General features: G+C 31.6%; 20 protein-coding genes. 12 read left to right on the top strand and 8 right to left on the bottom strand.

Features of this window, described 5'->3' with window-relative positions; all coding sequences use genetic code 11:
• Positions 1-345 precede the first annotated feature (345 nt).
• From KPL54_RS19000 to KPL54_RS18970, 7 genes are all read left to right on the top strand, one after another.
• Positions 346-771 carry a MarR family winged helix-turn-helix transcriptional regulator gene (locus KPL54_RS19000; RefSeq protein ID WP_253203583.1) on the top strand — a complete coding sequence of 142 codons (426 nt, stop codon included), beginning with the start codon at positions 346-348 and terminating at the stop codon, positions 769-771.
• 118 nt (positions 772-889) lie between these two features.
• Entirely contained in the window at positions 890-1,462 is a 573-nt protein-coding gene (locus KPL54_RS18995) for a class I SAM-dependent methyltransferase (protein ID WP_216108071.1), read from the top strand.
• Positions 1,463-1,640: 178 nt separating this feature from the next.
• Positions 1,641-3,020, top strand: a complete 1,380-nt coding sequence (locus tag KPL54_RS18990; protein ID WP_216108070.1) for an MATE family efflux transporter — start codon at positions 1,641-1,643, stop codon at positions 3,018-3,020.
• A 36-nt stretch (positions 3,021-3,056) separates the two neighbouring features.
• Positions 3,057-4,022: a helix-turn-helix transcriptional regulator gene (locus tag KPL54_RS18985; RefSeq protein ID WP_216108069.1), complete on the top strand. Its 966-nt coding sequence runs from the start codon at positions 3,057-3,059 to the stop codon at positions 4,020-4,022.
• Positions 4,023-4,175: 153 nt separating this feature from the next.
• Positions 4,176-4,781 (top strand): DUF1847 domain-containing protein, encoded by a 606-nt coding sequence (locus KPL54_RS18980; RefSeq protein WP_216108068.1) that lies wholly within the window; start codon positions 4,176-4,178, stop codon positions 4,779-4,781.
• Positions 4,782-4,952: 171 nt separating this feature from the next.
• Positions 4,953-5,744, top strand: a complete 792-nt coding sequence (locus tag KPL54_RS18975; protein ID WP_216108067.1) for an alpha/beta hydrolase — start codon at positions 4,953-4,955, stop codon at positions 5,742-5,744.
• A 58-nt stretch (positions 5,745-5,802) separates the two neighbouring features.
• Entirely contained in the window at positions 5,803-6,408 is a 606-nt protein-coding gene (locus KPL54_RS18970) for a sugar O-acetyltransferase (RefSeq protein ID WP_216108066.1), read from the top strand.
• 209 nt (positions 6,409-6,617) lie between these two features.
• Here the strand turns inward: KPL54_RS18970 and KPL54_RS18965 are convergent, their stop codons facing one another.
• From KPL54_RS18965 to KPL54_RS18955, 3 genes are all read right to left on the bottom strand, one after another.
• The gene (locus tag KPL54_RS18965; protein ID WP_216108064.1) at positions 6,618-6,917 is read right to left on the bottom strand and encodes a spore coat protein; all 300 of its coding nucleotides are present in this window, start codon (positions 6,915-6,917) and stop codon (positions 6,618-6,620) included.
• 1 nt (position 6,918) lies between these two features.
• Positions 6,919-7,137: a hypothetical protein gene (locus KPL54_RS18960; RefSeq protein WP_216108063.1), complete on the bottom strand. Its 219-nt coding sequence runs from the start codon at positions 7,135-7,137 to the stop codon at positions 6,919-6,921.
• 122 nt (positions 7,138-7,259) lie between these two features.
• A complete protein-coding gene (locus KPL54_RS18955) occupies positions 7,260-7,505 on the bottom strand; it encodes a hypothetical protein (protein ID WP_216108061.1) in 246 nt (81 codons plus the stop codon).
• Between the two features lie 358 nt (positions 7,506-7,863).
• Here KPL54_RS18955 and KPL54_RS18950 point away from each other — a divergent pair, with 358 nt between their 5' ends.
• The 3 genes from KPL54_RS18950 (at position 7,864) to KPL54_RS18940 (ending at position 10,036) form a co-directional block, all read left to right on the top strand.
• Positions 7,864-8,307 carry a MarR family winged helix-turn-helix transcriptional regulator gene (locus tag KPL54_RS18950; RefSeq protein ID WP_216108060.1) on the top strand — a complete coding sequence of 148 codons (444 nt, stop codon included), beginning with the start codon at positions 7,864-7,866 and terminating at the stop codon, positions 8,305-8,307.
• Between the two features lie 62 nt (positions 8,308-8,369).
• Entirely contained in the window at positions 8,370-9,386 is a 1,017-nt protein-coding gene (locus tag KPL54_RS18945; RefSeq protein ID WP_216108058.1) for an amidohydrolase family protein, read from the top strand.
• A gap of 23 nt (positions 9,387-9,409) precedes the next feature.
• Positions 9,410-10,036: an L-2-amino-thiazoline-4-carboxylic acid hydrolase gene (locus KPL54_RS18940; RefSeq protein ID WP_216108056.1), complete on the top strand. Its 627-nt coding sequence runs from the start codon at positions 9,410-9,412 to the stop codon at positions 10,034-10,036.
• A 165-nt stretch (positions 10,037-10,201) separates the two neighbouring features.
• Here KPL54_RS18940 and KPL54_RS18935 read toward each other — a convergent pair whose 3' ends face one another.
• Positions 10,202-10,816, bottom strand: a complete 615-nt coding sequence (locus KPL54_RS18935) for a TetR/AcrR family transcriptional regulator (protein ID WP_216108055.1) — start codon at positions 10,814-10,816, stop codon at positions 10,202-10,204.
• A 147-nt stretch (positions 10,817-10,963) separates the two neighbouring features.
• Between KPL54_RS18935 and KPL54_RS18930 the strand changes: the two genes are divergently transcribed.
• Both KPL54_RS18930 and KPL54_RS18925 read left to right on the top strand, forming a co-directional pair.
• Positions 10,964-11,440, top strand: coding sequence for a DUF6790 family protein (locus tag KPL54_RS18930; protein WP_216108053.1), 477 nt, complete (start codon positions 10,964-10,966; stop codon positions 11,438-11,440).
• A 125-nt stretch (positions 11,441-11,565) separates the two neighbouring features.
• A complete protein-coding gene (locus KPL54_RS18925; RefSeq protein WP_216108052.1) occupies positions 11,566-12,327 on the top strand; it encodes an MBL fold metallo-hydrolase in 762 nt (253 codons plus the stop codon).
• A 371-nt stretch (positions 12,328-12,698) separates the two neighbouring features.
• Here the strand turns inward: KPL54_RS18925 and KPL54_RS18920 are convergent, their stop codons facing one another.
• The 4 genes from KPL54_RS18920 to KPL54_RS18905 form a co-directional block, all read right to left on the bottom strand.
• Positions 12,699-13,652 carry an ABC transporter permease gene (locus tag KPL54_RS18920; protein WP_216108051.1) on the bottom strand — a complete coding sequence of 318 codons (954 nt, stop codon included), beginning with the start codon at positions 13,650-13,652 and terminating at the stop codon, positions 12,699-12,701.
• On the bottom strand, positions 13,645-14,571 hold the full coding sequence (locus KPL54_RS18915) for an ABC transporter ATP-binding protein (RefSeq protein WP_226166939.1): 927 nt from the start codon (positions 14,569-14,571) through the stop codon (positions 13,645-13,647). The genes KPL54_RS18920 and KPL54_RS18915 overlap by 8 nt, the downstream gene beginning before the upstream one ends.
• Before the next feature lie 77 nt (positions 14,572-14,648).
• Positions 14,649-17,282: an ABC transporter permease gene (locus tag KPL54_RS18910; RefSeq protein WP_216108049.1), complete on the bottom strand. Its 2,634-nt coding sequence runs from the start codon at positions 17,280-17,282 to the stop codon at positions 14,649-14,651.
• Positions 17,279-17,962 carry an ABC transporter ATP-binding protein gene (locus KPL54_RS18905; protein ID WP_216108047.1) on the bottom strand — a complete coding sequence of 228 codons (684 nt, stop codon included), beginning with the start codon at positions 17,960-17,962 and terminating at the stop codon, positions 17,279-17,281. Before KPL54_RS18905 ends, KPL54_RS18910 begins: the two co-directional genes overlap by 4 nt.
• Between the last annotated feature and the right edge of the window lie 83 nt (positions 17,963-18,045).

Genomic DNA, 18,045 nt, shown 5'->3' with positions numbered 1-18,045 from the left:
ATCGTTAAGAAAAGTTATCCTGGATTTCAGAGAAATGAGCCACATGCTGGATATTAACTCAAGTACGTGGCTTTACCTGTTACTATCTTACTCTTTCATATAAAAATAGAAAAAAGCCATCATCTCTTGGCTCGATTTCTCCAACTTTTAAAAATATTATACCATTATATACTATTTTTATAAACATATAGAATGTACTGATACGAGACTGTATCTCGAAACTGTACCTATTTGCATTGTTTTTAATAATTTAACCAGTGTATTGACAATAGTGTCTACATGCTATACACTATTTTTATGATAAATTTAAATTTTGATAACAAATTAAAAATTAGCTACACATTTTTGAGGTTAGTAACAAAATTTTCAGAGATTGATAAACAAACTAGTTATTATGGGACAGATAAACAGCTTTTTTATGCTGAAATTCACATGATTAAAGCTATAAAGGAAAATGAAGGCATTCATGTTACTGGTATTGCAGAAAAATTAGGGGTGACGAAAGGAGCAGTTTCTCAAATAACAATGAAACTTCAGAAAAAAGGCATGATCATAAAAGAAATTGATCCTTATAATTTGTCAAAACTAATATTACGACTAACACCCAAAGGAGAAATTGCGCATATACACCATGAAAAGATCCATCAAGAATTTGATAATATTGTTAACGAGGTTTTAAAAGATGCCTCAGAGGAGCAAGAGGGATTCTTAAAGAAATTTTTAAACTCTCTTGAAGAAAAAATTGATACTTTTGATATAAGAAAAAAATAATGCTTAAATATTGCTGAAAAGCAATATTTTTTAACCAAAGCGTACAGTACCTATACTCTTTGCAAATATTAAATTGATATAAATTTATGGGCAAATTTAATTTTAGGAGGACATATAAATGAATTCAACATCTATTCGAGCAGTTATGCTTAACATTAGAGCAAAGAAAGACAGCCGTCAAGTAATTAAAAGCCTCGAAATCAAAAAAGGAAATACAATTGCTGACATTGGTTCTGGTGGTGGATATTTTACTTTTGAATTCTCAAAAATCATAGGAACAGCTGGAAAAGTATTTGCTATTGACACAAACCAAAAGTTTTTATCACATATAAACAAGATATTGAAGCGTGATAAAATTCAGAATATTAAAATTGTAATCAGCAATGAAAATCGATGTCCATTACCCAATACAAGTTACGATCTTATTTTTATGAGGAATGTATTTCATCACATAACAAGCCCAGTTAACTATTTTAAGAATATAAAAAACTGTATAAAACCAGGATGCAAAATTGCAATTATTGAATGGCTTCCAACAAATATAAAGTGGAGATATGTTGGCTTCCCAGGACACTGCACTCAAGAGAATGAAATACAAAAAATTATGTTGGACGCAGGTTTCATGCATTTAAAGTCATTTGATTTTTTAAAGAAAGAGTCCTTCAACATATTTCAAAAACAAAGCCTTTGAGGGGTAGCTTACGCAAAAATGATATTTCGTACGCTAATAAAAATAACGGCCTATAAATTCAAGTATTTTACTAGTTTTTCAATATTACTTTGAACTATTATCAGTTATGCTGGTACTAGTCCAATAACAAATGTAAATTTAGAATTTTCAAATTTTAAACAGAAAGGATTGGAATTTAATGAATGCAAAAAATGGAAAGTTGCAAATTATGGAGAAAGAAAAAGTGCCTAAGGCACTTATAATGCTTGGTTTGCCAACTATAATTGGTATGTTGGTAACTGGTTTTTATAATGTGGTTGATGCCTATTTTGTTGGAGGATTAGGAACAAGCCAAATGGGTGCGGTATCCATAGCATTTCCCCTTACTCAAGTAATTATTGGACTAGGAATGACTTTTGGAAGTGGAGCTGCATCATACATATCCCGTCTTTTAGGAAGTGGAGATCGCGAGCAAGCAAATAGGACTGCCGCTACAGCGTTATATTCTAGTTTAATAGTTGGTGTAGTTGTAATTATTATCTCTTTATGTTTTCTAGATAATATTTTAATTGCTTTTGGCGCAACTAAAAGCATATTACCGTATGCAAGGATCTATGCAAGAATCTACATTGTTGGATCTATAATTAATATATTCACGGTTACTATGAATAATTTGGTTACATCTGAAGGAGCAACAAAATTTACTATGACTTCAATGTTAATTGGATCAATAATAAATATTATTTTAAACCCAATTTTTATTTATGTATTTCGATTTGGTATAGCAGGATCTGCAATAGCTACAGTGTGCTCATTAATTATTACAATGATCTTTTATCTATATTATATTTTAGAAAAAAAAGGCTCCATAAGATTTTCAATACATTACTTTTCTTTCGACAAAAAAATCTATGGAGAAATTTTCAAGGTTGGAATTCCAACCCTAGTATATCAACTTTTAACAAGTTCAGCTATAGGACTTACTAATAGTGCAGCAAGTACTTATGGGGATTCTGCTGTTGCAGCTATGGGAGCAGTAACTCGAATAATGGCAATGGGTATGTATGTAGTATTTGGATATACAAAAGGTTTTCAACCATTTGCTGGATACAATTATGGAGCAAAGCGATATGACAGATTAGAAGAGTCTATAAAATTTTCTTTAAAGTGGTCAACCATATTTTGCCTTTGCATGTCTATTCTAATATTTATATTTGCACCATCTATAATTTCAGCTTTTGGTCATGATACAGATATGATTAGGATTGGAAGTAAGGCATTAAGAGCACAGGCTGTGATGTTCATACCTTTTGGATTTCAAATGGTTTATGCTTGCCTGTTTTTAGCCCTTGGGAAAGGAAAAGAAGGTAGTATTGCTTGTTTAAGTAGGCAGGGAATATTTTTTATTCCATTGGTCCTTATTCTTCCTAGAATTCTAAAATTAGACGGAGTTATATTTTCACAACCAATTGCGGACTTATTGGCAACACTGTTGATTATTATTATGGCTATTAAAACCAATAAAAAAATAAAAAAACAGCAAGTAAAATCAAGCAGTAATCTCTCTATTTCTTTATAATAAGTGTAGGGTGATTGAAACGAGGTGAACATACGAATGTACGAGTGGAAAAAGCAAATTCAAATAATCGTTGATGAAATTGACAAATGTATTAAAAATTATAATGGTGAAGCCTTGACACTACGATCTCTTTCTCGCAGGTTGGGTTATTCCGAATTTTATACAACGAGAAAATTCAAAGAAATATCGGGTATGCAATTTAGGGATTATCTGCGGCATAGAAAATTAGCCTTTGCACTAAAAGAGGTTCGGGATAGTGAAAAAAGCCTTTTGGATATTGCTTTTAATTATAGTTTTTCATCACATGAAGCTTTTACCAGAGCTTTCAAGGGAACATATGGTGTAACTCCTAGTGAATACCGAAAAAAGCCTAAGCCTGTCGTTCTTCGTACAAAAATAAACCCTTTCGACCGCTACTTTTTAGGATTGGGAGAGATTGGTATGATGAAATCTACAGATGATGTTAAAATTTATTTTGTAACCATTCCCGCACACAAATTTTTACACATTAAAAACTATGAGAGTAATGGGTATTGGGATTTTTGGCAAAAGCAAAGTCTTATTCCGGGACAGGACTGTGAAACAATTTGCGGCTTACTCGATAGTATCAAGGGCAAATTGGATGACGATGGTGGGAGCGAATCTAACAGCGGGAGCGGTCAGATTATGGCGTACATTAACGACCAGGACGGCAGACTCTGCGATTGGGGTATTCCACGCACAGAGTGTTACGGTACACGTCTTCCTTTTGATTATAAAGGCGAAGTACCAACACAAATGCTTATGATTAATGTTCCCGAAGCCGAGTATATTGTTTTTGAACATGGGCCATTTGATTATGAGCAGGAAAATCGTAGTGTAGAGGAAAAAATTGAAAAGGCAATGGCAACTTTTGATTTTGCAATCACTGGCTACTGCTTTGATACTTCCCCCGGTAGAATAATTTACCTTTATTATAATCCGGAACGGTTTCTTAAGTATATCAGACCAGTGCGAAAGTAAATAAAATGGACTGCCTATCCACTATTGTTTCTAACGAGAAAATCAAACAGGAAATTACAATTTGTATGGTTCGAATAACATAGTTTTATCTTAATTTATGGTAATTATGTTATGATTAAATAATTATAAAGATTATATGAAAGAAGGTTTTTTATGTATAATTGTGCATTATGTTCCATCCATGCTTGTAATAAAAAAGAACTGGATAAAGCACCTAAAAATTGTCCGAGTCTTGATGAGAAAATGAAAAAAATTAAAGAAATTTATAAAGATGAAGAAAATTTTAAAATTGCTAAAGCATCAGCATTAGTTGTGAGTGACGGATATGGTGAAAAGACAAGATTAGAAGAAACAATTGATTTCGCTAAAAGATGTCAGTATAAAAACATAGGAATTGCATTTTGCGTTGGCTTATCTAACGAAGCTAAGATTTTAAATAAGGTTCTTAGTTATAATGGATTTACTGTAAATTCTGTAATTTGTAAAAATGGAGGTATATCAAAAGATTTTATTGATATAGATTCAAATGTGCCAATGTGTAACCCAATAGGTCAGGCGAATTTTTTAAATGAAGCTAAAACTGATTTAAATATTGTTTTGGGTTTATGTGTTGGACATGATTCTTTATTTATAAAATATTCAGAAGCTCCAATAACAGTTTTTGCAGTAAAAGATAGGGTTTTAGCACATAATCCATTAGGAGCAATATATCAGGCAGACTCTTACTATAAAGATAAGCTATTTCCTAAAAAGAAATAATACTATCTTTGTACTAATACAATTAATATTTTAAATGTAACTCACATTTAGGCTATATGCCATTTTAAAATCGTTGTAAATATACTTTATTTTAAAATTATGGTATTATAAGTATGATAAATAACCTATATTGTATTCGTACGATTCAATTCCAAATGAGGTGCTACAAAAATGAATAAATCAAAAGTAGAAAAAGTAAACTTTTATAGCGATGTACTTGATAAAGAAATGGCAATGCTGGTATATTTACCTGAATGCTATAATAATTCAACGCCTCTGCCTGTATTATATTTTCTACATGGGAGAAGTGGGAACGAAAATATAATGTTTGAAATGGACATAAACACAAAAGCTGATCGAATGATAAAAGATGGTAAAATTAAGCCTTTGATAATTGTATGTCCAAGAATTGAAAACAGCCGGGGGGTGAACTCATCCTTAATCTGTAAAGAGGCGCCTAATCCTTTAGAGAATAATCGAATTATAAATTTAGGAATGTATGAAGATTACTTTATTAAAGAAATAGTACCTTTAACGGATAAAACTTTTAATACTATAAAAGATAGAAAAGGAAGATATATAGGAGGGGCCTCTGCTGGTGGCTATGCAGCTCTTCACAATACATTTCGACATCAGCATATGTTTTCAAAAGTAGGAGGTCATATGCCTGCTTTAGAACTGAAACTTGAAGAGGAAGACAAGCCATATTTTAAAGACATGGGTGTGTGGGAAAAATATGATCCAATATATATTGCAAGAAAAAATAATATTTCTTTTGATATTGATGTTTATCTTGATGCTGGAGATAATGATGAAGGTAGATTTTATGAAGGTTGTTCAACCTTACATAAAATATTGAAAGAAAAAGGCATAAATTCTCAAAATCATGTGTTCCTTGGTAATCACAGTGCTAAATATATACAATCGAATATTGAAAAGTATCTAAAGTTTTATGGATGTTAAATTATAAAAGTCGGTTTATATCCTGCGAATCAAATCTATTATTTTTAGGAGGTAACCTATGAAAGAAGAAGAAAAAATATTTGCGGGCAGGCTGTTTGATGCCCGTACTAAAGAACTTCGAGATATTAAACATAAGACGCATATACTATGTCAGAAATTTAATTTGCTTGATGAGTACGATGAAAGCCGTCTACCAATAATCAAAGAATTTATCGGAAAAATCGGGAAAAAATATTATTTGCAAGGTCCTATACAATTTAATTACGGGTGCCATACGTTTATCGGTGAAAATTTCGGTGCGAACTTTAATACCACAATTTTAGATGATGGTAAAATTTATATCGGTGATAATGTTATGCTTGGACCTAACGTTTCCCTCATGGCATCATCACATCCGCTCATTCCCGAAGAAAGAGTTGCCATGAAATACGAGGACGGACATGTGTCTGTATCTGAATACGCAAAGGAAATCCATATTGGAAACAATGTTTGGATTGCTTGTAACGTTGTGGTTTGCGGTGGTGTTCATATTGGAAATAACGCAGTCATCGGCGCTGGCAGTGTTGTTACAAAAGATATACCAGATAACTATCTTGCATATGGGAATCCGTGCAAACCAATAAGAGTAATTACAGAAAAAGACTCGAAGTTAGACCTCCTGTAATTATTCATAATATAATTATTTGCTGTACATTGACCAAGGAAAACAATAATACTAGAATAATTAAATGGAGGAGCTTGTCTTATGCTCCTCCATTTAATTTTTGTGATCTAAACAAATAACGAGTGTTTCTGCATTTGAAAACATTATTTTATTTAATATTGATGTACACACCTTTGGAAATTATATTCCAAAGGTGGTTATTTTTGAATTTATTTATTCTCAACTGTAGTTTCAGATTTTTTACAAGTATCTGCTAATTGCTGAGAAGGTTTATTATAAGGGGTTGCCCATCCGCGATTTACAGCTAGGGCTGTTAACGCTGATTGACCACCTATTATGCCATTTAAGCTAGTTGAATATAACGCTCTTAGTTCAGGTGTCGAGCTTGTCAAAGTTGCAGCTAGATACGCATCTGCTGCACTTGTTGCAGAACTAATCATATTCCCAACTATTACTTCATCATTAATATCTGTATTTCCTTTAACAATGTTGTTTAACAAAGTCCCCATATTATTTTGTACCTCCTGTAATTGTTACTTGGTTTTCGTTAATAAATTGTTGTACTCCTTTTATTCTTCCTTCCATTGCTAAAACCCCAGTTTCAGCTTGCTTTTGTAAATCTTCATCGCTTATTAGATTCTTCATTACTTTAGCAACGGCCAAACCGTCTTTTTCCATAGTTAATAAAGATGTAAGGGATAATAACTCTCCGTCTGATAGTTGTCTCATATTAATACCTCCGAAATTATAAAATTTTACTACGTTATATTATGTCTAATATAAAAGTTATTATCCTATAAACTAGATTCAAAACATAGCTGTTACCTCTTTTCTTAATCTAAATACTTAGTTTATTTTTTACCTGCAGCTCTAATAGCTTCTGAACGTGCATTAAATTCTTTTACATCTTCTGGAGTGCTAGAATTAACATTATTAGTCATAGTAGACATATCAGCGCTTGGATTGTCCTTGGACGCATAAGATTGTTCATTACTTAGCACTTTTACTGAACCAACCTTAAACCCAGTTGATTCTTTACTTGATTGTAAAGTAGCACCACTAGTACTACTGCTTACATTAGCATTTTTATTATTCATAAATATCTCCCTCCAAATATATAAGTTACACTGTATTAATCAGCGTATACTATAGCTTACCCATTTCTATAAAATATAATTTTAAAATAATAATTATTATATGGTACAATCTTTAGGCGATTTATCTTCTATAATACCCTTAAATATAGGTCGCATTAATGGTAAGCCTGTTACTAAGTAATCATCATAGTAGAGAAGATCAAATGCCTCTTGATTTTCATTTTTATTCTAAAATATATCCATTATGCGCCTTTGGGAGTTCTTTTACGTGGCGTATTAGAATTAAAAATACTTTAGTTACTAAAATATACTTGACAAAATGTTTTAGTAGCTATAAAATAATCTTAGGGTGATGCTTATGGAAAAATATGTTGAAATATTCGAAAAAATAATTAGATTATTAAATAAAATTAATCAATCAAACAAAATACCTAGAGACTACGGAACTGGGCATATATTACATCAATCTGAGATTCATACTATTGAAGCGATAAAAAATCATGAAAATGTTAACGCAAGTGAATTATCAAGTATATTGGCAATAACAAATGGTGCTTTAACTCAAGTGGTTAGTAAGCTTAAGAAGAAAGGACTTGTTGATCAATATAATACAGTTAGTAATAAGAAAGATGTATATTATCATCTTACAGCTAAGGGTGAAATAGCTAATTTGGGTCATTGTAAGCATCATAATGAGTCCTATAAAAATTTAAACCAATATATTGAGAGTCTTGAAGATGATAAAATAGAAATTATAAATGCATTTCTTGAAAAGTTAATAAATAATTGGCCCCATAATTAATGGGGCATTTTAAAAGCAATATGTTTTAGCTGCTAAAAAATAATTATTGGAGGTTGTTAATTATGAATAAAAAATTCAATATTATTGATGTGCAATCACATTTTCTTCCTGAAAAATGGATTAATGAGATTTCTAAACGTAAGGATTATCCTATGATACAAAAAATAACAGAGGATAAATGGCTCATACATGGTTCTGAATATGATAATTTACCGTATCACACTAAAAAAAGTGGTATTGATATCAATGCCAAATTAAAAGAGATGGATGGAGCCGGTATAGATATTACTATATTGACATTAAGTCCTCCAGGCCCAGATAATACATCAGATGGAAAAGAGGCGGATAGATTATCTAAAATTTCTAATGATGGTATTGCAGAAATTGTATCTTGTTATCCAGACCGTTTTCGTGGTGTAGCAAATTTAGGTTATGGAAATATGGAAGATTCTATTAAAGAACTTAATCGGTGTATTGATGAATTGAATTTTGTAGGTCTACAAGTTTACCCTTATGCAAGAGGTGGCATGGGTATAGATGACGTTTCTTTTAGACCTATTTTTAGAATACTTGAAGAAAAAGGTATACCACTTATACTTCATCCTGGTTCACCAGTTAACAAAGACTATGCTTCCTATAAGGTGGGCCCCCTAATGGGATATTGGTTTGATGATGCAATAGCCATGATAAAATTAATTCTAAGTGGATTATTTGAAGAATTACCAAATTTAAAAGTAGTATGTCCACATGCATGGTCTGTACTTCCTTTTTTGATTGATAGAATAGATATTCAAGCAAGTAGATTTCCAGAGTTTTTTGCTGGTAATATTAAAAAAGCTCCTAGTGAGTATCTGAAAAATGTTTTTACTGACTGTAATAATTTCTCTACAGATACTCTTAAGTTTGCTATTAATAAAATGGGCGGAGTTAATAAAATGATGTTTGGTAGCGACTCACCTTTTGTTGAAGCGAAATTTGTTGCTAATTTAATTTTAGAGTTAGGTTTACCGAGTAAAGATATTGAAAAAATATTTTACAATAATGCAAAAGAATTGTTTAAAATTAAAGATTTAAAATAATATAGAAAAAGGAGAGATTTGATATGATTAAAACAAATATTGACAAGCCTGCAAAACCAGAAGTTCCACTTATTATACTGGGGGTGTTAAGAGGTTATCTTGATAACGCTGATGCTTTTATGGAGAAAACAATGGAATCAAGAAAAGAAATAGTAAAGAAAATATCACAAGAAAATCCACAGCATCCTACTGAATTTGTAAATATTGTTTCAATTGTCGCAGCACTTTATAGTGAATTGAAAAAAGACATGGAGAATGAAAAAGCATTATCCTTAGTTAAAGCATCATTTCTACCAGTAGGCCTTGCTATGCAAATGGGGAACTTTAGATATGTGGAGGATAATCATACATTTGAGAATTTAATTAAGTATCAACAAAGAACTAATAAACAAGGACCTACTCAGTTAAATCGAATGGAGATTATCAAGCAAAATAATAAAACATATGAATTTCATGTGCATAACTGTATGTTTAAAGATGAATTTTCTAGGCTTGGTATGCCAGAACTTACTGCGGTTATGTGTGCAATTGACAATGTTGTTTTTAATGCGTATTTACCAGGTAAAGTTAATTTTCATAGAAATGGAACTGGCAACACAATAATAGATGGAATGCAATATTGCACTTTTATATGTGAAAATATGGGCTAGTTGTTTCAAACTGAAATTTTGCTACTAATGGAAGAAAGCCCAAAAATAAGGTGGCAATATCTCATGGACTGTTCATATTTGAATTTTTTTGTATAATCAATTTTATTGGATATGTCATTATGAGAAAGAAAGTCACTGAAACAATAAGTAACAGCCAGTAAAAGCTCATTCCATTAGAAATTTATACACAGCATCAACACCAGCCTGTAAAATACGCTCTTTATCAATATCATTTTTCCCAAATACAATCTGATCAACAACAGAGCTAATTAAATTAAAAGACACAATGGCAGCGGCCTCAATATCTTTCACTTTGATGTCATCCTTATATAAATAGAAATAATCAAGTGTCAGTTGCCGCACTTCTTCGTGTTGCTTCTCCATCACAGTGGCAACTTCAGTCATTGTATAACATAATATATTTATTTCTTTATTAAGTTCTTTGGAAGTTTCGTGAACCTCAATCATATTTATAATAAATCGTTGAAGCCAAGCTTTAGGATCCATTTTTTCAATATCCATATTGCGTTTTAGCTCATCATACGCCTTAATAAAAGTTTCGTTATATCCATCCAATATCTCAAGAAAGATTGTGTCTTTATCCTTGTAGTAGGAATAGAGGCTTCCTATGGAGACATTAGCAACCCTTGCAATTTCATTGGTTGTGGTTTTGTAGTAGCCTTTTTTACAAAAAAGCTGAAGTGCGGCTTCAAGTATTTTCTCTTTCGTTTTTATTCCTCTTGTCTGTTTCGGATTACGCACTGCTTTGTCTTGTTCCATAATATCAGCTCCCTAATCCAATTTTAAAATAATAGAATCCTTTTGTCAATTAAATTGAGCAATTGCTCATGTTTGTATTGACATAAGAAAACTAACTATCTATAATGTGAGTAAAAGCTCATATTATAAATAGAAAGGAAAATAAATATGGAAAGAAAAAATGGATTATTTAAAATTTCAGTGGTATTGTTTTTTTATATTTGCCCTATAATTAGCATCCTTATCGATATGCTTGTTTTCAAGGAATTTTTACTCGTACAGGTAATTTTAAAATGGTGCGTTTTTTGGGGCGTAGGATTACGGCTATTTACTGCTGGCTTAAAGCAGTCATTGACTCCAGAGTTTACAGCAAAATCAATATTTGATGTAACTTACGTGAAAGCATTTCCTATTGTAAGAGAACTCGGGTTTGCAAATATCTGTTTCGGGTTTATAGGAATCATCTCACTATTCATGTTTAATTTCAGATTGGTAGCAGCAATCATTGGTGTTTTATATTATTCTCTGGCATTATTCCAGCATCTGATTAGAGAAAAGAAAAATTCCACAGAAATGTTTGTTACTATTACTGATCTATCAATTGTTTTAGAGCTGGGGATTCCTTTACTCATTATTTTGCTATAATGTAGTGCATCAAAACATAGCTTTTCAAAACAGCACTTCTAAATATAGGAACAATTTGACGTTTAACACGCCTGTTGTATTGACATAAGAAAGATCACATCATAGATAGAAAGGAGCCATTAATAATGAAAATTATCCCTATAAAATTAAGTGTAACCACTTGTTATTTAGTAAAATACGCAGACAGCTATATCTTAATAGATACAGGCTATAAATATGATTGGAAGCTGTTTTGTACAAGAATTGAGGATGCAAATGTTAGCCTTTCAGAGATTAGCCATATCATATTAACCCACCACCACGATGATCATTGCGGGCTATTGCATAGTATTTTAAAAGAAAATCCTTCGATTCAGATTGTGATGTCAAACTTGTGTAAAGATTTACTCCTCGTAGGTGAAAATGATCACACACATGGAGGCGGACATGTGAATAAGCGAATTCATGAGCTCATCCGTTTCAAACAGTTATATATATCAATGATATTAAAAAAGAAAATTGCCAAGAATACAAACCTTAAATTTCCTCCCTATAAGTTTCGGAATCAAGATATTATTGTCACTGGCGGCACACGGCTCAGAGAAATCGGAATTCCCTTGGATGGTAAAATAATAGAAACACCTGGACATACTGTAGATTCAATTTCAATATTGTTTGATGATGGCCATTGCATTGTTGGAGATGCGGCTGCTAATATGCTTAAATTTGCAGGGACAAAGTATTGTGTGATCTTTATCTGCAATATAGATGAATATTATAAAAGCTGGAAAAAAATCATTTCAGAGGATGCAAAACAAATATTTCCAGCGCACGGAAAGCCTTTTAGCATAGATAAGCTTAAGGAGAATCTGGGTAAAAATAAAGTCAAAAACATTATTGACAAATAGTATAAGTTGATATACTTTTAATACGTAATAAATATATTAAGAAGTAAGGAAGAAAATACGATATTATAAATGATGAAGATATTAAAGCTGTTGATAAATCTATACATGAACCTATAAAACAAAAAGAAGATATAAAGGGTTGGTCTATATGGATTAAAACGGACGGTAAAGAAAAACATTCAATATGTTTTTTTGGCGGAAAAGTTGAAATTGACAACTTGTGGTATAAAATTAATAATAATGATATAGATAAGATTAAAAATTTATATCATGGATTAGATTATAAAGAAGAGCATTATCCACCAGCTTATTAATATATAAGCAAATAATACTCGTATACCTAGTATGTAGTTTATATTTTTTCTATAATCTTACGCTACTATATCTCTTTTGGTAAAAACTGCGTATGCAATACCATTAAAAATTATAAAATAAGCTATCAATACAGTAATTGAAAAGGTCATTGTCATTCCTTCAACTAATGGCTGCTTTGTAATATATTGATCCAAATTCGTATTTGCAAACAAAACATATTTTGCCCAATTAAATTTACTACAGAGTTGTTGTGTTATTAATGGTGCTGTAGTTAAAAGAAAAACACCAATTCCTATAGCCATTGAACTACTACGGAAAACTGTGGAAATCATAAATGCTAAAGTAACCATCATTAGTAAGTTTATACACTCAAGTCCATAAGCCACCAAAATATGTGTTATCATATTAACTTCAGTAATTTTGCCACTAACATTTGCAAGGAATGGACTATCTGCCCCTTTAAAGCTAAACAATGTTCCTCCAACAAGAAATGACACTACTAAAAGTATCAAAAGCATGAAAAAAGTATATTCTAAAACAGAAATATATTTTGATGTTAAAATTTTCCATCGTTTTGAAGGTCTAATTAGTAATAGTTTGATTGTACCTCCTGAAAATTCATTTGCTACTATTCCCCCACCCATTACAATGGCAAAAAGAGAAATTAAAAATATTAGCATACTTGAACCTTCTACAAATCCACATAAGGAGTTACTTTGTATAGGTTGTATATCATGTTTAAGACGATATTCATTAGTTTGTAAGTTTTTTTCAAGCTTATCCTTTTGCCTTTTAGATACTTCTGGATTGGTTAACTCTTTCTTAATTTCCTTATTTTGAATTGTAATATCTGCTTTCCAATCACTTTTAGGTGCGTCGTTACCCCCGCCTCTAACTACAAGCCCAAATGCTACTGTAATAATAACTAATATACCAATCATTATCCATGTACTAATACTATGAGAAAGCTTCATGTTTTCATTACGAATTAAATTTATTATATTACGCAATTTCATTCCCCCCTGTCATTTCTAAGAATTTTGTTTCTAAGCTTTGTTGTACCTTTCGAACACCATAGATTTTAATTCCTTGACCCACAAGCTTTTCAACTAGTTCAGGGACTTTCTCTATATTTTCTTTAATTTCTATTTCTTTATCATTTATTTTCGCTCTATATTTGCTATTAAGACTTTCTAAATATAATTTTGCTTTTTCAATTGGAGTAACAGTTAACGCTATAGTTGAATCCAATTCATCTTCAAGCATTTCCTTCATATCCTGAATTTTAACCAGTTTTCCATTTTGCAGAATTCCTATTCTATCACACATAAGCTCCATTTCTGAAAGCAAGTGACTCGATACCATTACTGCAACATTTTCTTCCCTTGCAAGTGTCCTTAAATGACTACGTAGTTCATGAATACCGGCAGGATCTAGACCATTAGTAGGTTCATCTAGTACCAATAACTTCGGAGAATTAAGTAATGCTTGCGCTATCCCTAGTCTTTGGCGCATACCAAGTGAATATGTTTTTATTTTGTTATGTATTGTTTTTTCAAGACCCACAATTTTTATAACCTCATCGATACGTTCCCTCTTTAGATCTGGGTACATTCGAAAGTAATGAATAAGATTTTGATACCCTGTTAAATATTTATATAAATCCGGATTTTCAATGATTCCACCTACTTTAGCAATGGCCTTTTCAAAGTCCTTATTAACATTTAATCCATCAATATACATTTCACCTTTAGTAATAGACATAAGTCCTAAAAGCATTTTAATAGTAGTAGTTTTACCAGCACCATTTGGTCCGAGGAATCCAAACACCTCACCTGAACGTACGTCAAAAGTAAGGTCATCTATTATTATCTTTTTACCGATTTTTTTTGTAACATTCTTGATTTGTACTATATTTCTTATTTTCATGTTCAACCTCCATATATTCAGCTGTACCCGAATAGCCTTATTTAAGTAAAAACAATTCCAAATTGTTAGTGCAGTGATTATACTATTTCGTCTTTGATTGATTCTATTACATTACTTTTTTTAACGCCTGTTGAAGAAATCCCATAGGCCAAAAATATAGATGCAATTATAAGCATAGCATACGCTAAAATTGGTACAACTGGAAAAACAGACATAAACTCAGACCATGTAATAAAGGTTAATCTTAACATAAACCAACAAATAAATAATACTATTGGTATGCTAACAATAATCGGTGTTAATGCAAAGAACAAACCTTCTATCATCAACATTTTATTTAATCCTTTTGGTGTTAATCCTACTGCCCGAAGCATAGCAAATTCTCTTTTGCGCAGTCTGAGATTATTCGAAATGGTAGAAAAAGCATTAATAATGCCAATTAATCCAAACATTAAGGCTACAGAAAGAACACCAATAGAAATGGATTTTTGAACCAGTTCGTCATTATTTTTTTCGTCCAGTAGAGTCCATATAGTAACATCTTCTGATCCAAGATAAGAACTGCAAATTCGAGTTAGTTCTTTCTTCACAGCTGGACTAGCCTTATCGCCCACCAATAAATCAATTGACATACTGCTAGATTCAAGCATACGCTCTGGCATAAAATTACTAACTAGTTGCTGATAATTTTTCATAGGAACTATATATGCTAAGCTGTATCCACCCATTCCTAGCTCAGAGGGAGGAATCTCTGTAACCTGTCCAACCTCTGCATTAAATTTATAATTTGTTTTCATATCATTTTCTATTTTTTCGTTTATTACTAGCTTATCGCCTTGTTTTATATTTAACAATGGTATTTTTTGCACAACTTTTGAATTCTCTGATACATAATTTGTGCTATCTAATAGTACTCCTTTTGTCACACCATTCTTATAATATGATTCATCATCAGCACCAATTTTTCCACAATACTTTTTAAATGATTTATCGCTTAATCCAACTAAAGTTACTATAATTCTATATTTTCCATTTTCACTCAATATATTATGTTTAGAGGGTACCTTAGCAAATCCTCCATATTTAGCAAAAACATCTGACTCCTGTTTTGATGTTACATAAGTTGAAGTACGTGCCTGTCTTCTAATGACACTATCCTTAACTTCAGGCAGAGTAGTAACTTCATTTATCATCTTATCACTTGGTTTATCAATCATTTTTAGGCTAATCTTCATATCATGAATAGGTATTTCAGCGTTCTTAGAATAGGCCAAATTATAGATGGCTATAATGTTCATATACCCCGCTATTAAGATAAAACACATTGAAAGAGATAGGACAGCCGTACGTAAAGCCCTTTTGTTAGCTGAAAATTGTGATATTGCTAGTTCACCTTCTATACCAAATATTTTATTAATTATTAAGTGGGATTTTTGTTTTTTTAATTTTACGCGAGTATTATTCTGACGTATTCCAGTAATAGCAGATACTTTCATCATTTTTCTTGCAGGAATATATGCTGAAACTAAAATGGTAATCAATGAGATGATTATTGAAAAACCAACTACTACCCATGAGAAGGAAACATATGCATTCTTATAATCTTCTGTAACACTAAGAATTTTATTAACTTTAGAAAACACAATATGACTAAATAGATATCCTATCATGATACCAATTGGCAATTGAATAATCCACAGTAAAAGTCCTTCATAGAGAACAGAAAACTTAATTTGCCTTGGAGTTGCTCCTAAACTTTTCAGAATACTTAATTCTTTAATCCTGCTGTTTGCAGATAAAGAAAATGCATTATAGATAATAAGAATAAATGACCCCATAACTAGTAAAGTAAGTGCTATTGCCATTGCTATCATCATAATGATTTGAGCGTTTGCACCACTTTTATCACTAATTCCATATAAATTTAATAAAGGTGTATTATACTTAACTTTATAGTCTCCATATTCATTTTTGGTTAATCCCGTAGCTTTCGCAATTCGTGGTAATGTTTTATAGATTGTGCGAGGTTTCACAAAACGCATATAAACCGTAAGTTCATCCTTAGGCTTGATGCGCAAAGGATCCAAGTATCCCATGGCGATATATCCATCGTAGGCAGAGGTATCAGAAACATCTAATTCTCCAACTATGGTATATATATTAGTTCCTGTTGCCAGAAACCTCTCGCCTGATCGTTTCGTACTTTGAGGGTTAACTAGGTCACTACCAAGCATTCGATTACCTGTAGGAAGAGTCAACTTATCACCAATTTTATATGAAGGATTATCCGCGAAGAATAATTTTGATACAACAATTTCTCCGGATTTTTTAGGAAGTTTACCTTTAATAAGATTATTTTTTAAACCCATATCTAGCCAAAAATTTGTATTAGCATCCCTCATTGTTAGATACGTGAGTTTTGTATTGGAAAGTTTAGCAGTAACCCACGGTCCTTTAATCATCGTGGTTTCAACCTCAGGATTTTCTGTGACATATTTTAATTTATCACCAGCTATAGAGTTGTATAATTCCCCATGCCAATAACCTCTCTCTTCAATTGTTGTGCTTAATTTTGTTTCCCATTTAGAATGTATAAATATACATAGTGAACATAGGAGTGCCGAGGCGATTGTAATAGCAATTAGTATAGAAATTGTATGTCGCTTATTCTTTTTCATATGGTTATATGTGTATTCGTTCATAATTTTCATTTGTTAATTACCTCGTCTGACACAATTCTACCATCCTCAATTGTAATCACTCTATCTGCTGACAATGCAATTTTTTCGTCATGCGTAATCAATATCATAGTCTGATTATATTCTTTATTTGAAAATCTCAACATCTCAAGAATAGCTTCTGTATTTGCTCTGTCAAGATTTCCAGTAGGTTCATCTGCTAGAATAATAGACGGTCTATAAATTAATGCTCGCGCTATAGCAACTCTTTGTTGCTGACCTCCTGAAAGCTGATTTGGTAGATGATTAAGCCTTTCATTTAAACCAAGCATTTTTATGATTTTATCAAATTCTTCTTTTTTAGGTTTTTTACCATCCAGAAGCATAGGTAATAATATATTTTTTTCAACATTTAGTGTAGGAATAAGATTGTAAAACTGATATATTATTCCTACTTTTCGCCTGCGAAATATTGCTAATTCAGTTTCATTCATTGATGAAATATCAATGTCATCGATATATATTTTTCCTTTTGTAGGGTTATCCACTCCCCCTAACATATGCAGGAGTGTTGATTTTCCTGATCCACTTGATCCAATTATTGCAACAAATTGTCCTTTGTTTATCCTCAAATTTAAATTATCCAATGCAGTGACTTTTGTCTCACCAATTCCATAGGTTTTTGTAAGATTTTCAGTTCTTAATATTTCCAAAGTAATATCTCCCCTCTTTAATAAGGCCTACTTCCATAATATTTAGTCCTTATTTTCTTCTAAACCCAATTATATCTTTGTTA

This window comes from Clostridium estertheticum, assembly GCF_018861295.1.
Classification (GTDB): domain Bacteria; phylum Bacillota; class Clostridia; order Clostridiales; family Clostridiaceae; genus Clostridium_AD; species Clostridium_AD estertheticum_D.
The sequence above is the reverse complement of the archived record's forward strand: the minus strand, read 5'-3'. Positions and strand labels throughout refer to the sequence as shown.